Consider the following 16,081-nt stretch of genomic DNA (forward strand, 5'->3'; position numbering starts at 1 on the left):
GATTTGAAAAGAAAAGAAGAGATTTTAAGTTATTTTGATAAAACACGTCTGGCATTTATTGGAAAAGGCATCATCGTAGGTGTTTTTTCGGGACTGATTGTGAGTCTGTTTCGCTATTTGATCGAAGAATTATTGGGTTATGTGAAACTGGCTTACGCACTGTTACGTATTAATCCACAGTGGATTTTTCTCTGGGTATTCGCATCAATTGTGCTTGCAATTGGAATTGGTTTGATTATTAAAAAAGACCCCATGATTAAAGGGAGCGGTATTCCACAAATTGAAGGACAGATGTTAGGAGTCATGCATATGAATTGGCTCTCGATTATTTTAAGAAAAGGTATTGCCGGGATCTTATCGATTGGTTCAGGGCTCTTTTTAGGACGAGAAGGACCTTCGATTCAGTTGGGGGCTGCAGTAGGACAAGGTGTTAATCAAGGCTTTAAGGGAAACACAATGTCTGAAAAAGTTTTAGTTTCAAGTGGTGCGGGTGCGGGTCTTGCGGCTGCGTTCAATGCTCCAGTGGCGGGGCTTCTCTTTGTTTTGGAAGAGGTTCATCATAATTTTTCGCCGCTTGTACTTTTAACAACCCTGGCAGCAACGACGACTGCGAATTTCATTTCGCTATACTTCTTTGGACTCAGTCCAATTTTATCTTTTGGTCATCTACAAACGTTTGACTTGAAGCATTATGGATTTATAATTGTATTGGGTCTGATTTTAGGAGTTACTGGATTTATTTACCAAAAAACAGTGCTTTGGATACCTACTGTTTACAGTAAAATTAAAAAAGTTCCAGCACATTTTTATGGTGTGATTCCTTTTATTCTCGTTATTCCAATTGGATTCTTTTATCCACACTTAATTGGTGGTGGTAGTGATATTATTCATATTCTTGTGGAAAATCCATTTGGACTTTCCGTACTTATTTCAATTTTTGTGCTTAGATATATTTTCTCAATGGTTTCGTATGGATCGGGTCTTCCTGGAGGAATCTTTCTACCCATCCTTTCACTCGGTGCACTTTTGGGAGCGATTTACGGTTCTTTTTTGATTTCTCAGTTTGGCTTAGATCCCAAATTTTTGAAATCATTTATTGTGATTGCGATGGCGGGTTATTTCACTGCGATTGGGAAAGCCCCTCTCACTGCAATCGTACTGATTACAGAAATGGTTGGTAATTTTGACCAACTAATGCCGATTGCGGTGGTATCTTTGGTTGCTTATGTTGTTTCTGATTTATGTGGTGGAGAACCTGTATATGAGGCAATGTTAGAGCGGCTTGCAGGGGAACGTGCACCCAATATCACCGGTGAAAAAGAAATCATTGAGATTTGTGTTCATGTAGAAAGTGCACTTGACGGGTGCATGGTGCGAGATGTTTATTGGCCAAAGTCCTGTTTATTAGCAGGACTTGGACGTGGAGATCACGAATTGATTCCACATGGAGATACAATAATTCTAGCAGGAGATACGTTAAAAATTTTAACGGACATAAGTTCAAGTGTAGAAGTTCGTAATCAACTTTTAGACCAAGTGTCCACAAAAAAACCAGTTTAGGACTGGTTTTTTTGTGGACATATTTAGTAATGCAAATTAAGAACTGAAAAAATTCTTAAACCCGTTGACAAAATACGAGAATGCGATATGATATTAGCACTTAAGGTATATGAGTGCTAAGGAGGAATAGAATGGCTCGAACAAAACAATTTAAAGCTGAATCAAAAAGGCTACTAGACTTAATGATTAATTCTATCTATACGAATAAGGAGATATTCTTAAGAGAATTAGTTTCAAATGCGAGTGATGCGGAAGATAAACTGTATTACAAATCTTTACAAGATACGTCGATTGAAATTAATAAAGAAGATTTGAAAATTGAAATTGAACTGGATGAGGAAAACCGCACCTTAACCATTCATGACTATGGTATCGGTATGACAGAAAAAGAACTTGAAACATATCTCGGTACTATTGCGAAAAGTGATTCGCATGCTTTTAAAAAGGCACTTGAAGAAGGCAATGACGCAGTTGATGTTATTGGTCAATTTGGTGTCGGATTTTATTCGGCATTCATGGTAAGTGATCACGTGGATGTTATCTCCAAAGCTTATGGTGAAGAACAAGCATATAAGTTTAGCTCTGATGGTTTAGACGGATTTAAGATTGAAGAAGCAGAGCGTGAAAAACACGGTTCTACAATCATTTGTAAGATTAAAGACAATACAGATGACGAATTCTATGAGCGTTTTATTGACGAATACACGATTAAAAATCTAATCAAAACGTATTCTGATTATATTCGTTATCCGATAGAAATGAAGGTTGAAGGCGAAGTTGAAGTCTTAAACTCAATGATTCCAATTTGGAAGCGTTCTAAAAATGATGTTACTGAGGAAGCATTGAATCAATTCTACAGAGATAAATTCCATGATTACGATGATCCATTTAAAACGATTCAAATGAAAGTTGAAGGAAACCCTTCTTTTGATGCATTATTGTTTATCCCTAAACATGTACCAATGGATTTCTATTCTCAAAATTTTGAACCTGGACTCCAACTTTACAGTCGTGGTGTATTCATTATGGATCATAATAAATCATTGATTCCAGAAGAATTTAGATTTGTGCGCGGTTTGGTGGATTCACCAGATTTAAATCTAAATATATCTCGTGAAATTTTACAACATGATCGTCAACTTGCTGCGATTTCAAAACGTATCGAACGAAAAATTAAAAGCGAATTAGAACTGATGATGAAAAACGATCGTGAGGCATATGAATCGTTTTGGAATAATTTTGGACTATCCATTAAATATGGAATCTATACTTCATATGGATCGAAGAGTGATGCTTTAAAAGATCTTGTTCTTTATAAGAGCTCACACGGGGATGAACTTGTATCATTCAAAGAATATATGGAACGTATGAAAGATGACCAAGAAGAAATTTATTATGTATCAGGCGAAAATGTGACGAAATGTGCTCACCTACCGCAAACAGAATTCGTTGTTTCTAAAGGATACGAAGTACTTTATTTCACAGATGAGATTGATGAATTCGCAATTCAAATGTTGAGAGAGTATGAAGGAAAAACTTTTAAATCAATTAACCAAGGTGACTTGGATCTTGTTGATGAAGAAACTAAAAAATCAATTGAAGCGAAAAAAGAAAGTCATAAAGATTTGATTGAAGCATTGAAAGAAACATTGAAAGATGAAGTCGATGATGTAACATTGTCTACACGACTTGTAAACCATCCAGTGTGTCTTGTAAGTGAAGAGGGTGTTTCATTTGAGATGGAAAAAGTGTTAAACGCAATTCCTGATCAAGGTGAACGTGTGAAAGCTAAACGGATCTTAGAAATCAACCCGGATCATCCATTACTTGAAGCATTGGAACGAGTACATCAAGAGAAGCCAAATGAACTCGGTGATTTTGCGACAATCTTATACGATCAAGCATGTCTGATCGAAGGACTTCCAATCAAAGACCCTGTAACATTCTCGAAACGTGTTGCGGACTTAATGGTTGCATCCACAAAATAATTGTTTTACAAAACCCCTTTATGTTTAATGAAGGGGTTTCGCTTATAGTGAGAATAATAAAATTCTGTGGTTTAAGACTGATTGTGCTACAATAGGTTTAGAAAAAGAGGATTTGTAATGCGAAGTGTAGGAGAAAATCTACTGAAATTTGTTCCTAATTTCACGGTAATTGATTTAGAAACAACTGGACGTAGTAATAAGTTTGAAGACATAACGGAATTGAGTGCCATAAAGTATCGAAACTATAAACAGGTCGATGCATTTTCCACGTTGGTGAAACCAGATAACTCAATTCTTCCTTTCGTGGTAGAACTTACGGGAATTACCGAAGAGATGGTTTCGGATGCACCTAAAATTGATCAGGTTATTAAGCAATTCGTTGATTTTATTGGGACGGATGTTATTTTGGGTCATAATGTCATGTTTGATTATGGTTTAGTCTATGATGCTTATCTCGCAACCGTTGGACTTCGTATGCATAATGATTACGTTGATACACTTCGCGTTTCAAGACTTCTCAATAAAGATTCTAAGAATCATAAATTGGAAACTTTATGTGCTTATTTTGATGTTGAGCGTTTAGTAGGTCATCGTGGTTCAGAAGACTGTCTTCAAACGGCAGAAGTTTATATAAAAATGAAAGATAAATACAAACGATTGCGACAAATTCAAAAAGATAAAGCACCTAAAGTTTATCCAGTAGAAAAGGGGGTAGAGTAAATGAATGTTTATGATTTCGATAAAACCATCTATGATGGTGACAGTTCCATGGATTTCTATAAATACAATTTAAAACGTGATAAATCCATCATCAAGTTTTGGCCGCGTCAGATAAAGGCTGCGCTTGATTATAAACGTGGAAAGATTGATAAGACAGAAATGAAAACGGTGTTTTATGAGTATTTTACAGCAATCCCAGATATGAAAAAACGCGTTTTAGAGTTTTGGGATGAACACCGCGAAAAAATTAAGCCTTGGTATCTTGAACAAAAGCGTGATGATGATTTAATAATTTCTGCTTCACCAGAATTTATGCTTGAACCTATTTGTGATGAATTGGGCATTGCATTGATTGCTTCGGTTGTAGATCCAAGAACGGGCAAAAATTTGAAGCATAACTGTTGGGGCGCTGAAAAAGTAGCTCGAATGGAAGCATTCTATGATTTAGGTCTGATGGAGGCATTTTATTCTGATTCATACTCTGATGATCCTCTAGCACAATATGCAGAGCATGCTTATCTTGTTGATGGGGATACAATTAAACCATGGTAAATAGAAGACTGATTTTCTTTCTAAAAGAGAGTCAGTTTTTTTATTTTCCAATATTATTGGTGAAAATATTGAAATTAGTGAAATAAGTGGTATAATTTGAAAAGTAAAGGAGGTCGCTATGTTTGAATGGGTAACAGGAAATGCACAACTTCAAGTTGTGACTTTGACTGAAAAAAGTTTAACATTAAATCAAAATGCTTCATCTCACTTTAAAGACAGCCAATATGTTTTGGTAGGATTTTCAAAAGATGGGCAGGTCGGCATCAAGTCAGTAACAAAACGCGATCTTGAACTGAATGTATATCCAGTTGAGAATTTGCATAAAATTTCAATTGGTAAGGGATATGCGAAAGTTAATAATAAGGCGTTGTGTGATTTAATCTCCGCTAAGGTAGGGAAAAATCTTGACGGTCAAAAGGTAATTGCGAATTATGACAAAAAAGAACGTGTTTTAACATTTGATTTGTCATCACTAAATGAAGAGGGAGTGATACTATGACATTAACGATGGATTGGGTATGGCTTATTGTTTGTTTAGGGATGTTGGTGCTTGAAGTAATCACGGTTGGAAATTTAGTTTCACTTTGGTTTTCATTTGGTGCGCTAGCAGCACTGGGTACAACATTTTTAACAGATAATGTAGCAGTACAGTTAGCGGTTTTCGCTATTGTAAGTGTTGCGGCACTAATTATGATTCGTCCAATGACAAAAAATCTCTTACGAGGAAATGTCGTTTCGACGAATGCAGATCGTTTAATTGGTCGTCAATTTATACTAAATGAAGAAATCAACCAAGATTCATGGGGAAAAATCAAGGTTCATGGCGAAGAGTGGTCTGCGACGACTGCGGATCAATCTACAATTTCAGCACATACACGGGTTGAAGTTATTGCCATTGAAGGTGTAAAATTAATTGTGAAAAGTGTAGAGGAGGCTTAACATGCCAGGAATAATTTTATTTTTAGTAATTTTAGCATTAGTATTAATAATTATAGGATATTGCATTCGTGTAATTCCACAATCAAATGCATATGTTGTAGAACGATTAGGTGCATATAGTCATACACTTGATAAAGGGATGCATTTAATCTTACCGTTTGTTGACCGTGTTGCGAATAAAGTTTCACTCAAGGAACGTGTTCAGGATTTTGCACCACAACCTGTTATCACTAAAGATAACGTTACGATGCAAATTGATACGGTTGTATATTTCCAAATTACTGATCCCGTATTGTATACATATGGTATTCATAATCCAATCAATGCTATTGAAAATCTTACAGCAACAACGCTTCGTAATATCATTGGGGATTTAGAATTAGACCAAACGTTAACGTCACGAGACATTATCAACTCCAAGATGAGAGCAATCTTAGATGAAGCAACGGATCCATGGGGTATTCGAGTTCAACGTGTTGAAGTTAAAAATATTATTCCACCACGTGATATTCAAGAAGCAATGGAGAAACAAATGCGAGCTGAACGTGAGCGTCGTGAGTCAATCTTACGTGCTGAAGGTGAAAAACGTTCTGCAATTCTGATTGCTGAGGGTGAAAAAGAATCGACAGTACTCCGTGCACAAGCTCATAAAGAAGCGATGATTACTGAAGCAGAAGGTGAAGCTCAAGCGATGGAACGTGTTTTCGATGCTCAATCAAAAGGTGCAATTCTGTTATCAACAATTGATCCAGACAGTGCTTATCTAAAACTTAAGAGTTTTGAAGCATTTGAAAAAGCAGCAAATGGTCAGGCAACAAAAATTATTGTTCCTTCTGACTTGCAAAACTTAGCTTCTGTTTTAGCAGCTGGTAAAGAAATCATCAAATAATATTATAAAAAAGCCACTTCCATAGTGGTTTTTTTTTAGGCCTTTTTTTTGAGAAGACATAATTATTAATGGGTGATTTATGTGGTGTGTGATCGATGTGGTTTGAATATTCAAAATGGATCATGTAGACGGTGCTTGTATTACAGTCAGTATCTTGTTGATCTCGATGAGTGCGATGAGTTTGCCCAAGAAAGTGTGTGCACGATGCCTTTTGAGTTGACTGTTTATCAGAAAGACATTGCAAACCGTTTATGTTCACTTATTGAGCATAGCGATGTCTTCTTGGAAGCAGTGTGTGGAGCTGGAAAGACAGAGATTTGTTTGCCGTTAATCGAGAAAACGCTTAAGGATGGAAAGTGTGTGTGCTGGGCCGTTCCAAGAAGGGAGATTGTTCTTGAACTTTTTGAACGATTTAAGTCTTATTTCAAAACACTCAAAATTGCTTGCGTATGTGGTGGTAGAACAAATGATTTGGTAGCGCCTTTTGTGATTTGTACAACGCATCAGTTGTATCGATATTCGAAGCAATTTGATCTGTTGATATTAGATGAACCGGATGCGTTTCCGTTTGCGAATAATGACTTGCTTCTTAAGTTTGTGATTTATGCATGTAAGAACCGTATTGTTTATCTCAGTGCAACGTGCAACCGCTTTTTAGAAGACCTGTGTAATTCTAAAAGTGTAAAACATCTTTATGCATCGCTCCGTCCTAGCGGAAGATTATTGCCGATACCGACTTATATACATACATGTTTTCCATTTTTACGAATGATGATTGAATATCGAAGATTTAAGAAAGATCATCTTCTTATTTTTGTACCGACTCGTAGAATCGCAAGGATTCTCTCGTTCCTTCTGGGTGTACCTTTAGTCACCTCACAAACAAAAAATCGTGAAGTACATCTGGATCACTTTAGGAAGTTTGGAGGTGTGTTAGTTTGTACTACGGTTCTCGAGCGGGGTGTTACATTCAAAAAATGTAATGTATTTGTACTTTATGCTGATCATCCGATTTTTGATACGGCATCTTTAATTCAAATCGCAGGTCGTGTCGAACGGGGGATTAATCCTGTGAAGGGAGTGTGTATGTGTTTTTTTCTCGAATTGACACCATCATTGAAAAAGTCAAAGCGTGCTCTTGTGAATGCGAACAAACATGCGACATCTGTTTTGAAAAAATTGGCGTTAGACCACTCATCGGCTCGTTAATCGGTTCGAAAAACGATGCACTCTGTAATATGTGTTGTGAACAATTAAAATCCAAAAAGTTTTATCGAGAAGACCTGTCGGTCAAAACCTGTGTCTTGTATGCGTATCATGGTTTTATCCGAAACCTCATTCTCAGATATAAGGTTTATGATGATTACCATCTAAAACGATATTTGTTTGAATATCATCGATTGTGGATTCGATTCCATTATTCACGATACGAATACGTTATTGCCCCATCTAATACAACGAATAGTAGTAAGCTTAATCATTTAGAAATTTTAGTGGAAAATCTAGGGCTCAAACATAGTGGTATCAATCTTGTGAATAATGCTCCAATAAAACAAGCTCATTGCAACTCAAAAGAACGTCGTCGAATTCGTAATTACATTACACTCGAGAAGACACCGCTAAAAAAAACAACGAAGATTTTAATTATTGATGATATTGTGACAACTGGAAATACTTTAGAAGCAATAGCGGATCAAATCAAACCCTTTGCCAATCATATCGAAGCACTATGCTTAGCAGGGACCCTTACCAAGCTGAAGTAAGCGATTTCACTTGCCTTTTAAGTACCTCTATCGTATAATTTTATTGAAATTAAAAGTATATAAATATGCTTAGAAAGGGTCTATAAAATGAAGGGGAAAGTTAAAACATTTAACAAGAACAAAGGATTTGGTTTCATCACAGCAGAGGATGGACAAGACATATTTTTTCATTATACTCATCTGATTATGGAAGGATTTAAAACCATTGAAGAGGGTACTGAAGTGGAATTTGAACTTGTGGAATCCGAGCGTGGTTTGCAAGCACATAATATTGTGAGAATCTAGAGTGGAAAAGTTGGTTATGCCAACTTTTTTAGTTATGTATTCTGAAATGGTTATGTGTTACAATATCAAGGAATGGAGGCTTGAATTATGGCTGGATTTTTAAGTAATCTTTTTAATGGCGATCGTAAGATTTTAAATGAAATTGAAAAAATTGCACATGAAATTGATGCGTTGGCAGATGAGACCCGTGCTCTATCTGATGAAGCGTTAAAAGAAAAAACTAATGAATTTAAAAACCGTATTGCTCAAGGGGAATCTTTGGATGATCTTCTTGTGGAGGCTTATGCTGTTTCACGTGAGGCAGCTTACCGAGTTATTGGTGAATTTCCATATGTTGTTCAGCTTATGGGGGCTATAATTCTTCATCGCGGTGATATCGCGGAAATGAAGACTGGAGAAGGTAAAACATTAACAGCAATCATGCCTACTTACCTCAATGCATTAGAGGGTAAGGGAGTTCATGTTATTACAGTTAATGAGTATCTTGCTCAACGTGATGCGGAATGGATGGGAGAAATCCATCGTTTCTTAGGACTAACAGTCGGTATAAACGTACGTGCTTTATCACCTTCAGGTAAACGCGAAGTATATGAATGTGACATTACATATACAACAAACTCGGAAGTTGGTTTTGACTATCTTCGAGATAACATGGTTACTAAGGTAGAACAACGTGTATTGCGTCCCTTGAACTATGCACTTGTTGATGAGGTTGACTCAATTCTTATTGATGAGTCACGTACACCATTAATTATTTCAGGTGGAGCGCGTGATGGGGCAAAATTGTATGAATCATCCGATAAATTTGCTAAGAAATTGAGCGAAGGATCAGACTATGTTATTGATGTTAAGTCCAAAACAGTTCAACTCACAGAAGCGGGTGTTGAAAAAGCGGAGCGCACTTTCAAAGTAGATAATCTTTATGATCTTGATAATACATCATTGGTGCATCACATCAATAATGCATTAAAAGCAAACTACATCATGCTCAATGATATCGAGTACGTTGTACAAAATAATGAAGTTGTTATTGTTGACCAATTCACAGGACGTTTGATGGAAGGTCGTGAGTACTCTGACGGACTACATCAAGCTTTATGTGCTAAAGAAGGCGTAACAATTAAACAAGAAACGGTTACACTGGCAACAGTTACATACCAAAACTTCTTTAGACTTTATAATAAACTATCCGGGATGACCGGTACTGCGAAAACTGAAGAAGAAGAATTCTTAGAAATTTATAACATGCGCGTACTGGAAGTTCCAACAAACCGTCCAATCGCTCGTGAAGATTTACCAGACCTCGTTTATGGTACACGTAAGGCTAAATTTGAAGCACTTATTGAAACTGTGCGTGAGCTCAACGAAAAAGGACAACCAGTTCTTGTAGGTACTGTTGCTGTTGAAACATCAGAATATTTAAGTATGATGATGAAACAACGCAAAATTAAACATGAAGTATTAAATGCGAAAAACCATGCTCGTGAAGCTCAAATTATTGAGAAGGCAGGCCGTAAAGGTTCTGTAACAATCGCGACCAACATGGCTGGACGTGGTACTGATATTAAACTTGATGAAGAATCGAGAGCTCTTGGTGGACTTGCTGTTTTAGGTAGTGAGCGCCATGAGTCACGTCGTATTGATAATCAACTACGTGGACGTTCAGGTCGTCAAGGGGATCCAGGGATGTCACGTTTCTTCGTTTCATTTGAAGATGATTTAATGTTACGTCATGGTAGTGAACGTTTTGAAAATGTTTATAGCCAACTTGGTGATGTCGCAATTGAAAATAAAGTGATAACAAAACAAATCAGCGCTGCTCAACGTCGTGTTGAAGGTGTCAACTTTGATATTCGTAAAACACTTCTCGATTATGATGATGTGTTACGTCAACAACGTGAAATTATTTATGAGCAACGTGATTACGTCTTAGAAAATGAAGATGTTCATGGAATCATTAAAGAGATGTACAAGCGTGTTGTTTCAGATACAATCGCATCTTATACAATTCCAGAATCAAAAGATTTCTCAATTGATAAAGAAGGACTTGTAGGAGCGTTGGATAAGCTTGGCTTAATTGATGATTCATTTGATCAATCATCATTAGACAACGCATCTCAAGAAGAAATTCAAGCAATTATTACAGATGCTGCTTGGGAAAAATATGAAATAAAAATTACAGATGTACAAGATCAGTTTACACGTGTTGAAAAAGAAGTTGTGCTCAACATGATTGATCGCTCATGGGTTGATCATATTGATGCTATGAGCAAATTGCGAGAAGGAATTCATCTGCGCTCATATGCTCAAGATAAACCACTTCAAGCATATGTAACTGAAGGATTTGAAATGTTCGAAGAAATGTTAGGACAAATTGCACAAGACATTGTTATGTTCTGTGTAAATGTAAAAATTGAATACAGACAATAGATAGGGTGATACGATGGAATTATTTGAAATAGCACAGATTGTTGATTCAACAACATCTGATTTGAAAGCACTTGGTGATTCACTTTGACTTAGCTCAAAAAGAAGCTAAAATCAAAGAACTCGAATCAGAAATGGTTGAAGACGGTTTTTGGGATGACCATAGACACAGTTCACAACACATTCAAAAGCTGAATCAATTAAAAAAAGTCGTTGAAACACATCACGATTTACTCGAACGATTGATGTCATGCTCTGACAGTATTCTCTTGTTAAAAGAAGAGGCAGACGAGGAGTTTCAAAACTCACTGGAAGTTGAAGTTAAGGAAATTCAAAAAGAAATGGAATCTTTCTCAGTACTTGTACTTCTAAGTCATGATTATGACCAAAAAAATGCAATTGTTGAAATTCATCCGGGTGCCGGAGGAACAGAAAGCCAAGATTTCGCGGAAATGCTTTATCGTATGTATACACGATGGGCGCAAGATCATGGTTTTAAAATCAGTGTTCTTAACTATCTTGATGGTGACGAGGCCGGATTAAAGTCTGTTTCTTTTTCGGTATCGGGTATGTTTGCCTACGGTTATTTAAAAGCAGAAAAAGGTGTTCATCGTCTTGTTAGAATCAGTCCTTTCGATTCATCAGGACGACGTCACACTTCCTTTGCATCTGTAGATGTAGCACCTGAATTTGACAACAGTATTGAAATTACCATTTTACCAGAAGACATTGACGTCGATACAATGCGTGCTACCGGTGCTGGGGGTCAACATGTTAATAAGACAGACTCTGCGGTACGGATAACACACAAAAAAACAGGTATCGTGGTAACTTGCCAAGCAGGAAGAAGTCAGCTTCAAAATAGAGAAGAAGCTTTAATGATGCTGAAAAGCAAGTTGTACCAACGAGAAATCGAAGAAAAGCAAGCTCAGCTTGCAGCAATCAAAGGTGAACATAAGTTAATTGAATGGGGTTCTCAAATTCGATCTTATGTAGCTCACCCTTATACAATGGTTAAAGATCATCGTACTAAATTTGAAACGAGCCAATATGGTGACGTATTAGATGGCGACATTGATGATTTTATTGAAGCATTTTTAAAAATGAATGTAGGAGTATAGAATGGATCGTATAAAAGAACATTTAAGCGACTTGCTATTTTTACTTCTTGGAAACTTTGTACTCGCGGTAGCTGTAACATTTTTTATACTACCCAATAATATTCTTTCTGGGGGCGTATCGGGTGTATCCGTTGCGCTTTACCCATTTTTAGGGATTGAAAAAGAATTGATGATTAATATTATTTATGCATCATCGTTTTTATTAGGGTTGGTTTTCTTAGGTAAGCGATTTGCGATTAAAACGCTAGCGAGCACAATATTATCCCCGTTGTTAATTAATATTCTATCATCTGTTGGTTATGCACCAGAAGTAGATCCAATTCTTGCCTCTATTTTTGGAGGTGCGCTAATGGGCGTTGGATTAGGGTTAACATTTAGAACGGGCGCAAGTACTGGTGGTATGGATATTCCACCATTAATTCTATCGAAATATACAGGAATCAAGGTTTCTGTATGGATTGCACTCATTGATACCATTACAGTTCTTTTGGGTCTCAAAAGTTATGGGTTAAATAATGTTTTAATTGGTTTTTTATCGATCTTTACTTCTGCAATTGCGATTGATAAGATTCAGATGATTTCTGGAGAACAAGCAAAACAAGTGTTTATCATAACAAATGAGGTTAATGAAGTTTTAAATCGAATTCATACAATGATTGATCGAGGCTCAACTCGTATTCCTGCAACAGGTGGATATACAAATGAATCTCGAGAAATTATTTTAACAGTATTAATGAAAGACCAATATGTTGAACTTGAACGTCTTGTTAAAGAGGTTGACCCGAATGCATTTTTGATTGTATCAGATGCAACGGAAGTTCATGGAAAAGGTTTTATGAAGGCTTCAATCACATAGCCTACCATACTTTTTCACATTAAGGTCATAAACGGTGTGGTATAATAACACATGATAAAAGGAGTGAGTTGATCGATGTTATATTTCGAAAATGTATCAAAACAGTATAAAAACGGTGTTAACGCGCTCTATAATATTAATCTTGGAATTGAACAAGGCGAATTTGTTTATATTATTGGACCAACAGGTTCAGGAAAATCAACGATGATTCGGCTTTTAAATGGTGAAGAAATACCTACTAAAGGAACCGTAAAAGTTGGGAAATTTAATGTAGGTAAATTAAAACACTCGAAAGTGCCGTTGTATCGACGACATATCGGAGTAGTATTTCAGGACTTTAAATTATTAGAACGTAAAACAGTATTTGAAAATATTGCTTTTGCACTTGAAGTTGTAAACACGCCACGCGTTGAATTGCGTAAGCGCGTACGAGAAGTTTTAAGACTTGTTGATTTAACTGAGAAAGCAAATGCGTATCCAAATGAGTTATCTGGAGGTCAACAACAACGTGTTGCGATTGGCCGAGCAATTGCAAATAGACCTAAGGTTTTAATTTGTGATGAGCCTACAGGAAACCTGGATCCAGATAAATCTACGGAAATTATTCATTTATTAGAACGCATTAATCAAGAAGAAGCAACAACAGTTGTAATGGTCACACACGATGTTGAAATTGTTAATAAAAATAAAAAACGTACAATTGCTTTAGATGAAGGTCACTTAGTGGCTGATTTGACTGCGGGAGGATATATCAACCATGGGTAGAGTCTGGCGTCATATCAAAGATGGTATTACAGGTGTTACTCGACACTTCGCACTATCACTATCAAGTATTTCATCAGTTACAGTGACACTGTTACTAATGTCTATATTTTTATTTTTGAGTGTAAATATTAGTACAATCACAAAATCAATGGAGCAAAGTGTTCAAATTCATGCTCAGATTTCAAATGATTTTGAAGAAAAGTCACAGATTAATGAAATTCAAAAACAAATAGAACAATTACCTGAAGTCTTAGATGTTAAGTTCTCTTCAAAAGAAAATGAACTTGATGCATTTATCAGAGCCAATGATTCAGAAGATGCAGAAAGCCTTTACGGTGGTTACCGTGGCGAAAACAATCCAATGTTAAATGCCTTTTTGATCAATGCGAAATCAGGTGATGAAATTAAAGATTTATCAAATAAAATTGCGAAAATCGAAGGTGTATACAAAACAAGTTACGGTGGAAGTGGTACAACTGATTTCCTCGGTATGCTTGAACAAGTTCGAAATGTAGGATTTATTATCGTAGTCACACTTGCAGTGATTGCTGTATTTTTAATTTCTAATACGATTCGTGTATCAATTCATTCACGTCGTCGTGAAATTAGTATTATGCGAACAGTGGGTGCAACCAATTGGTACATCCGTTGGCCGTTTATCATCGAGGGGATGGTAATTGGATTATTGGGAGCAATAATTCCAATTGTTATATCGATATTTGGATACCAATACTTATATCAAGCAACAGGCGGTATTTTAATATCGCAAATGTTTAAGTTAGTTGCTGTTTATCCATTATCACTACAAATCTCAGGGATTCTCGCTTTAATTGGAATCGTTGTAGGAGCATTGGGAAGTCTCTTCTCAGTGGGTAAATTCTTAAGGTGGTCACGATGAAAAAATTTTTCAGAAATGTTATAATCATATTAGTAGTTGTATTGATGCTTGCTGGCGTATTGGCACCCGTTTTTGTTGCGGTTCCAATTTATGCTGAAGATATCGAATCTCTCAACAATAATATTGCACAAAGAGAAAAAGAACTTAAAGAACAACAATCAAAACAAGCTAATATAAAAGAACAACTTTCTGAAGAAGTCGCAAAGTTAGATGATTATCGCCAACAAATTAAAAATCTTGAAGCTGAAATTGAATCTATGAAGACTGCAATTGCAACTTCTGAGGAAGAAATTAAACGTCTTCAAGCAAGTATTGAAGAAAGAGCAAAAAAAATTAAGGAAACGGAAGAAAAGGTTAAGGGATATATGGTCAATGCCCAATCCTCTACCCGTGTTAATGGATATTTCGAATTTGTAATGGGAGCTGCAGACTTTGCCGAGATGGTTCGTCGTCTTGAAGGTATGGGAGCAATCAAACGTTATAATGAAGATTTAATTCGTGAAATGAATGAAATAAAAGCTGAGTTAGAAGCGGATAAAGCAAAACAAGAAGAAGAAAAACAAGCAATTGTACTTCGTAAAGAAGCTTCAGAACTTCAAAAAGAAGAAGCGAAACTTCTTGAAGAGAGAGTTCGTGCTGTTATTTCTGAACTTCACCAAAAAGAAAAAGAAGCTCAGGAACAAATCGCAAGCATCAATGATAAGAATAAAGCGGATGAAGAAAAGATTAAACAAATGCAAATTCCATCTACTCCTGGAACAGGCGGTAATGGATTTACATTACCACTTCCTTCAGGCTCATTTGATGTAACGGCTGATGTTTGGCATTATCCTGCCGAATATGGTGGAAGTGCTCATGCTGGAGTCGATTTAGGTGTTAATCCAGGTACATCAGTATTTGCAGTTGGTAACGGACTTATTGTTTCAACCAATTCAGGCTGTTATCCAGGCAACTGGAGTTGTGGTGGTGGATATGGTAACTACATTTCCTATATCGTAAATGTAGGGGGACATAATTACGGAATTCTTGTGGCCCATCTATCAAGCGTTTCCGTATCAAGGAATCAAGTGGTTTCTGCTGGAAGTCTAATTGGGTATTCTGGAAACACGGGAGCTTCAACTGGACCTCATCTTCATGTTGAGACAATTGATATGGGACCCGGAACGGTTTTAGATGCTTGGAATCGTTGGAATGGTGACCCTCAATTTGGAACAGGACCAGCATCTTATGGTGGTCGACGTTGTGATCAAGGTTATGGTGTACCATGCCGACTTTATCCACGTCAAACATTAGGAATTTAATTATAAAATAAGTACAA

General features: G+C 36.5%; 16 protein-coding genes. All 16 read left to right on the plus strand.

What is annotated here, in order from left to right; translation table 11 throughout:
• The first annotated feature begins 3 nt into the window (after positions 1 to 3).
• A complete protein-coding gene (locus tag EL194_RS01095) occupies positions 4 to 1,560 on the plus strand; it encodes a ClC family H(+)/Cl(-) exchange transporter (RefSeq protein WP_034886666.1) in 1,557 nt (518 codons plus the stop codon).
• A 131-nt stretch (positions 1,561 to 1,691) separates the two neighbouring features.
• Positions 1,692 to 3,548, plus strand: coding sequence for a molecular chaperone HtpG (htpG, locus tag EL194_RS01100; RefSeq protein ID WP_003774404.1), 1,857 nt, complete (start codon positions 1,692 to 1,694; stop codon positions 3,546 to 3,548).
• A 117-nt stretch (positions 3,549 to 3,665) separates the two neighbouring features.
• Entirely contained in the window at positions 3,666 to 4,268 is a 603-nt protein-coding gene (locus tag EL194_RS01105; RefSeq protein ID WP_003774406.1) for a 3'-5' exonuclease, read from the plus strand.
• Positions 4,269 to 4,820: a haloacid dehalogenase-like hydrolase gene (locus EL194_RS01110; RefSeq protein ID WP_003774408.1), complete on the plus strand. Its 552-nt coding sequence runs from the start codon at positions 4,269 to 4,271 to the stop codon at positions 4,818 to 4,820.
• Positions 4,821 to 4,938: 118 nt separating this feature from the next.
• Positions 4,939 to 5,319 carry a hypothetical protein gene (locus EL194_RS01115; protein ID WP_003774410.1) on the plus strand — a complete coding sequence of 127 codons (381 nt, stop codon included), beginning with the start codon at positions 4,939 to 4,941 and terminating at the stop codon, positions 5,317 to 5,319.
• On the plus strand, positions 5,316 to 5,759 hold the full coding sequence (locus tag EL194_RS01120) for an NfeD family protein (RefSeq protein WP_003774412.1): 444 nt from the start codon (positions 5,316 to 5,318) through the stop codon (positions 5,757 to 5,759). The genes EL194_RS01115 and EL194_RS01120 overlap by 4 nt, the downstream gene beginning before the upstream one ends.
• Position 5,760: 1 nt before the next feature.
• A complete protein-coding gene (locus EL194_RS01125) occupies positions 5,761 to 6,648 on the plus strand; it encodes an SPFH domain-containing protein (RefSeq protein WP_003774413.1) in 888 nt (295 codons plus the stop codon).
• A 102-nt stretch (positions 6,649 to 6,750) separates the two neighbouring features.
• The gene (locus tag EL194_RS01130; RefSeq protein ID WP_232012991.1) at positions 6,751 to 7,857 is read left to right on the plus strand and encodes a DEAD/DEAH box helicase; all 1,107 of its coding nucleotides are present in this window, start codon (positions 6,751 to 6,753) and stop codon (positions 7,855 to 7,857) included.
• A 29-nt stretch (positions 7,858 to 7,886) separates the two neighbouring features.
• A complete protein-coding gene (locus tag EL194_RS01135; RefSeq protein WP_003774417.1) occupies positions 7,887 to 8,411 on the plus strand; it encodes a ComF family protein in 525 nt (174 codons plus the stop codon).
• Between the two features lie 87 nt (positions 8,412 to 8,498).
• Positions 8,499 to 8,696, plus strand: a complete 198-nt coding sequence (locus tag EL194_RS01140) for a cold-shock protein (RefSeq protein WP_003774419.1) — start codon at positions 8,499 to 8,501, stop codon at positions 8,694 to 8,696.
• An 87-nt stretch (positions 8,697 to 8,783) separates the two neighbouring features.
• Positions 8,784 to 11,126: a preprotein translocase subunit SecA gene (gene secA / locus EL194_RS01145; protein WP_003774421.1), complete on the plus strand. Its 2,343-nt coding sequence runs from the start codon at positions 8,784 to 8,786 to the stop codon at positions 11,124 to 11,126.
• A 13-nt stretch (positions 11,127 to 11,139) separates the two neighbouring features.
• Positions 11,140 to 12,244 (plus strand): peptide chain release factor 2 gene (prfB, locus tag EL194_RS01150; RefSeq protein WP_110899907.1). Its coding sequence is split into 2 segments (ribosomal slippage): positions 11,140 to 11,211 and positions 11,213 to 12,244, totalling 1,104 coding nucleotides; the frame shifts between segments, so codons are not numbered across the junction.
• 1 nt (position 12,245) lies between these two features.
• Complete coding sequence (locus EL194_RS01155) at positions 12,246 to 13,100, plus strand: YitT family protein (RefSeq protein WP_003774425.1); 855 nt, start codon at positions 12,246 to 12,248, stop codon at positions 13,098 to 13,100.
• A 75-nt stretch (positions 13,101 to 13,175) separates the two neighbouring features.
• A complete protein-coding gene (gene ftsE / locus EL194_RS01160; protein ID WP_003774426.1) occupies positions 13,176 to 13,865 on the plus strand; it encodes a cell division ATP-binding protein FtsE in 690 nt (229 codons plus the stop codon).
• On the plus strand, positions 13,858 to 14,763 hold the full coding sequence (ftsX, locus tag EL194_RS01165) for a permease-like cell division protein FtsX (RefSeq protein ID WP_003774428.1): 906 nt from the start codon (positions 13,858 to 13,860) through the stop codon (positions 14,761 to 14,763). Before ftsE ends, ftsX begins: the two co-directional genes overlap by 8 nt.
• Positions 14,760 to 16,064 carry a murein hydrolase activator EnvC family protein gene (locus tag EL194_RS01170; protein WP_003774430.1) on the plus strand — a complete coding sequence of 435 codons (1,305 nt, stop codon included), beginning with the start codon at positions 14,760 to 14,762 and terminating at the stop codon, positions 16,062 to 16,064. The genes ftsX and EL194_RS01170 overlap by 4 nt, the downstream gene beginning before the upstream one ends.
• Positions 16,065 to 16,081: the final 17 nt, after the last annotated feature.

The sequence above is a fragment of the Erysipelothrix rhusiopathiae genome, from assembly GCF_900637845.1.
In the GTDB taxonomy this organism is placed as follows: Bacteria; Bacillota_I; Bacilli_A; order Erysipelotrichales; family Erysipelotrichaceae; genus Erysipelothrix; species Erysipelothrix rhusiopathiae.

Bases quoted from the DNA above. Each gene is read 5' to 3' on its own strand.
- htpG (WP_003774404.1), top strand. From the start codon at position 1,692: ATGGCTCGAACAAAACAATTTAAAGCTGAATCAAAAAGGCTACTAGAC.
- EL194_RS01105 (WP_003774406.1), top strand. From the start codon at position 3,666: ATGCGAAGTGTAGGAGAAAATCTACTGAAATTTGTTCCTAATTTCACG.
- EL194_RS01110 (WP_003774408.1), top strand. From the start codon at position 4,269: ATGAATGTTTATGATTTCGATAAAACCATCTATGATGGTGACAGTTCC.
- EL194_RS01115 (WP_003774410.1), top strand. From the start codon at position 4,939: ATGTTTGAATGGGTAACAGGAAATGCACAACTTCAAGTTGTGACTTTG.
- EL194_RS01120 (WP_003774412.1), top strand. From the start codon at position 5,316: ATGACATTAACGATGGATTGGGTATGGCTTATTGTTTGTTTAGGGATG.
- EL194_RS01125 (WP_003774413.1), top strand. From the start codon at position 5,761: ATGCCAGGAATAATTTTATTTTTAGTAATTTTAGCATTAGTATTAATA.
- EL194_RS01135 (WP_003774417.1), top strand. From the start codon at position 7,887: ATGTGTTGTGAACAATTAAAATCCAAAAAGTTTTATCGAGAAGACCTG.
- EL194_RS01140 (WP_003774419.1), top strand. From the start codon at position 8,499: ATGAAGGGGAAAGTTAAAACATTTAACAAGAACAAAGGATTTGGTTTC.
- secA (WP_003774421.1), top strand. From the start codon at position 8,784: ATGGCTGGATTTTTAAGTAATCTTTTTAATGGCGATCGTAAGATTTTA.
- EL194_RS01155 (WP_003774425.1), top strand. From the start codon at position 12,246: ATGGATCGTATAAAAGAACATTTAAGCGACTTGCTATTTTTACTTCTT.
- ftsE (WP_003774426.1), top strand. From the start codon at position 13,176: ATGTTATATTTCGAAAATGTATCAAAACAGTATAAAAACGGTGTTAAC.
- ftsX (WP_003774428.1), top strand. From the start codon at position 13,858: ATGGGTAGAGTCTGGCGTCATATCAAAGATGGTATTACAGGTGTTACT.
- EL194_RS01170 (WP_003774430.1), top strand. From the start codon at position 14,760: ATGAAAAAATTTTTCAGAAATGTTATAATCATATTAGTAGTTGTATTG.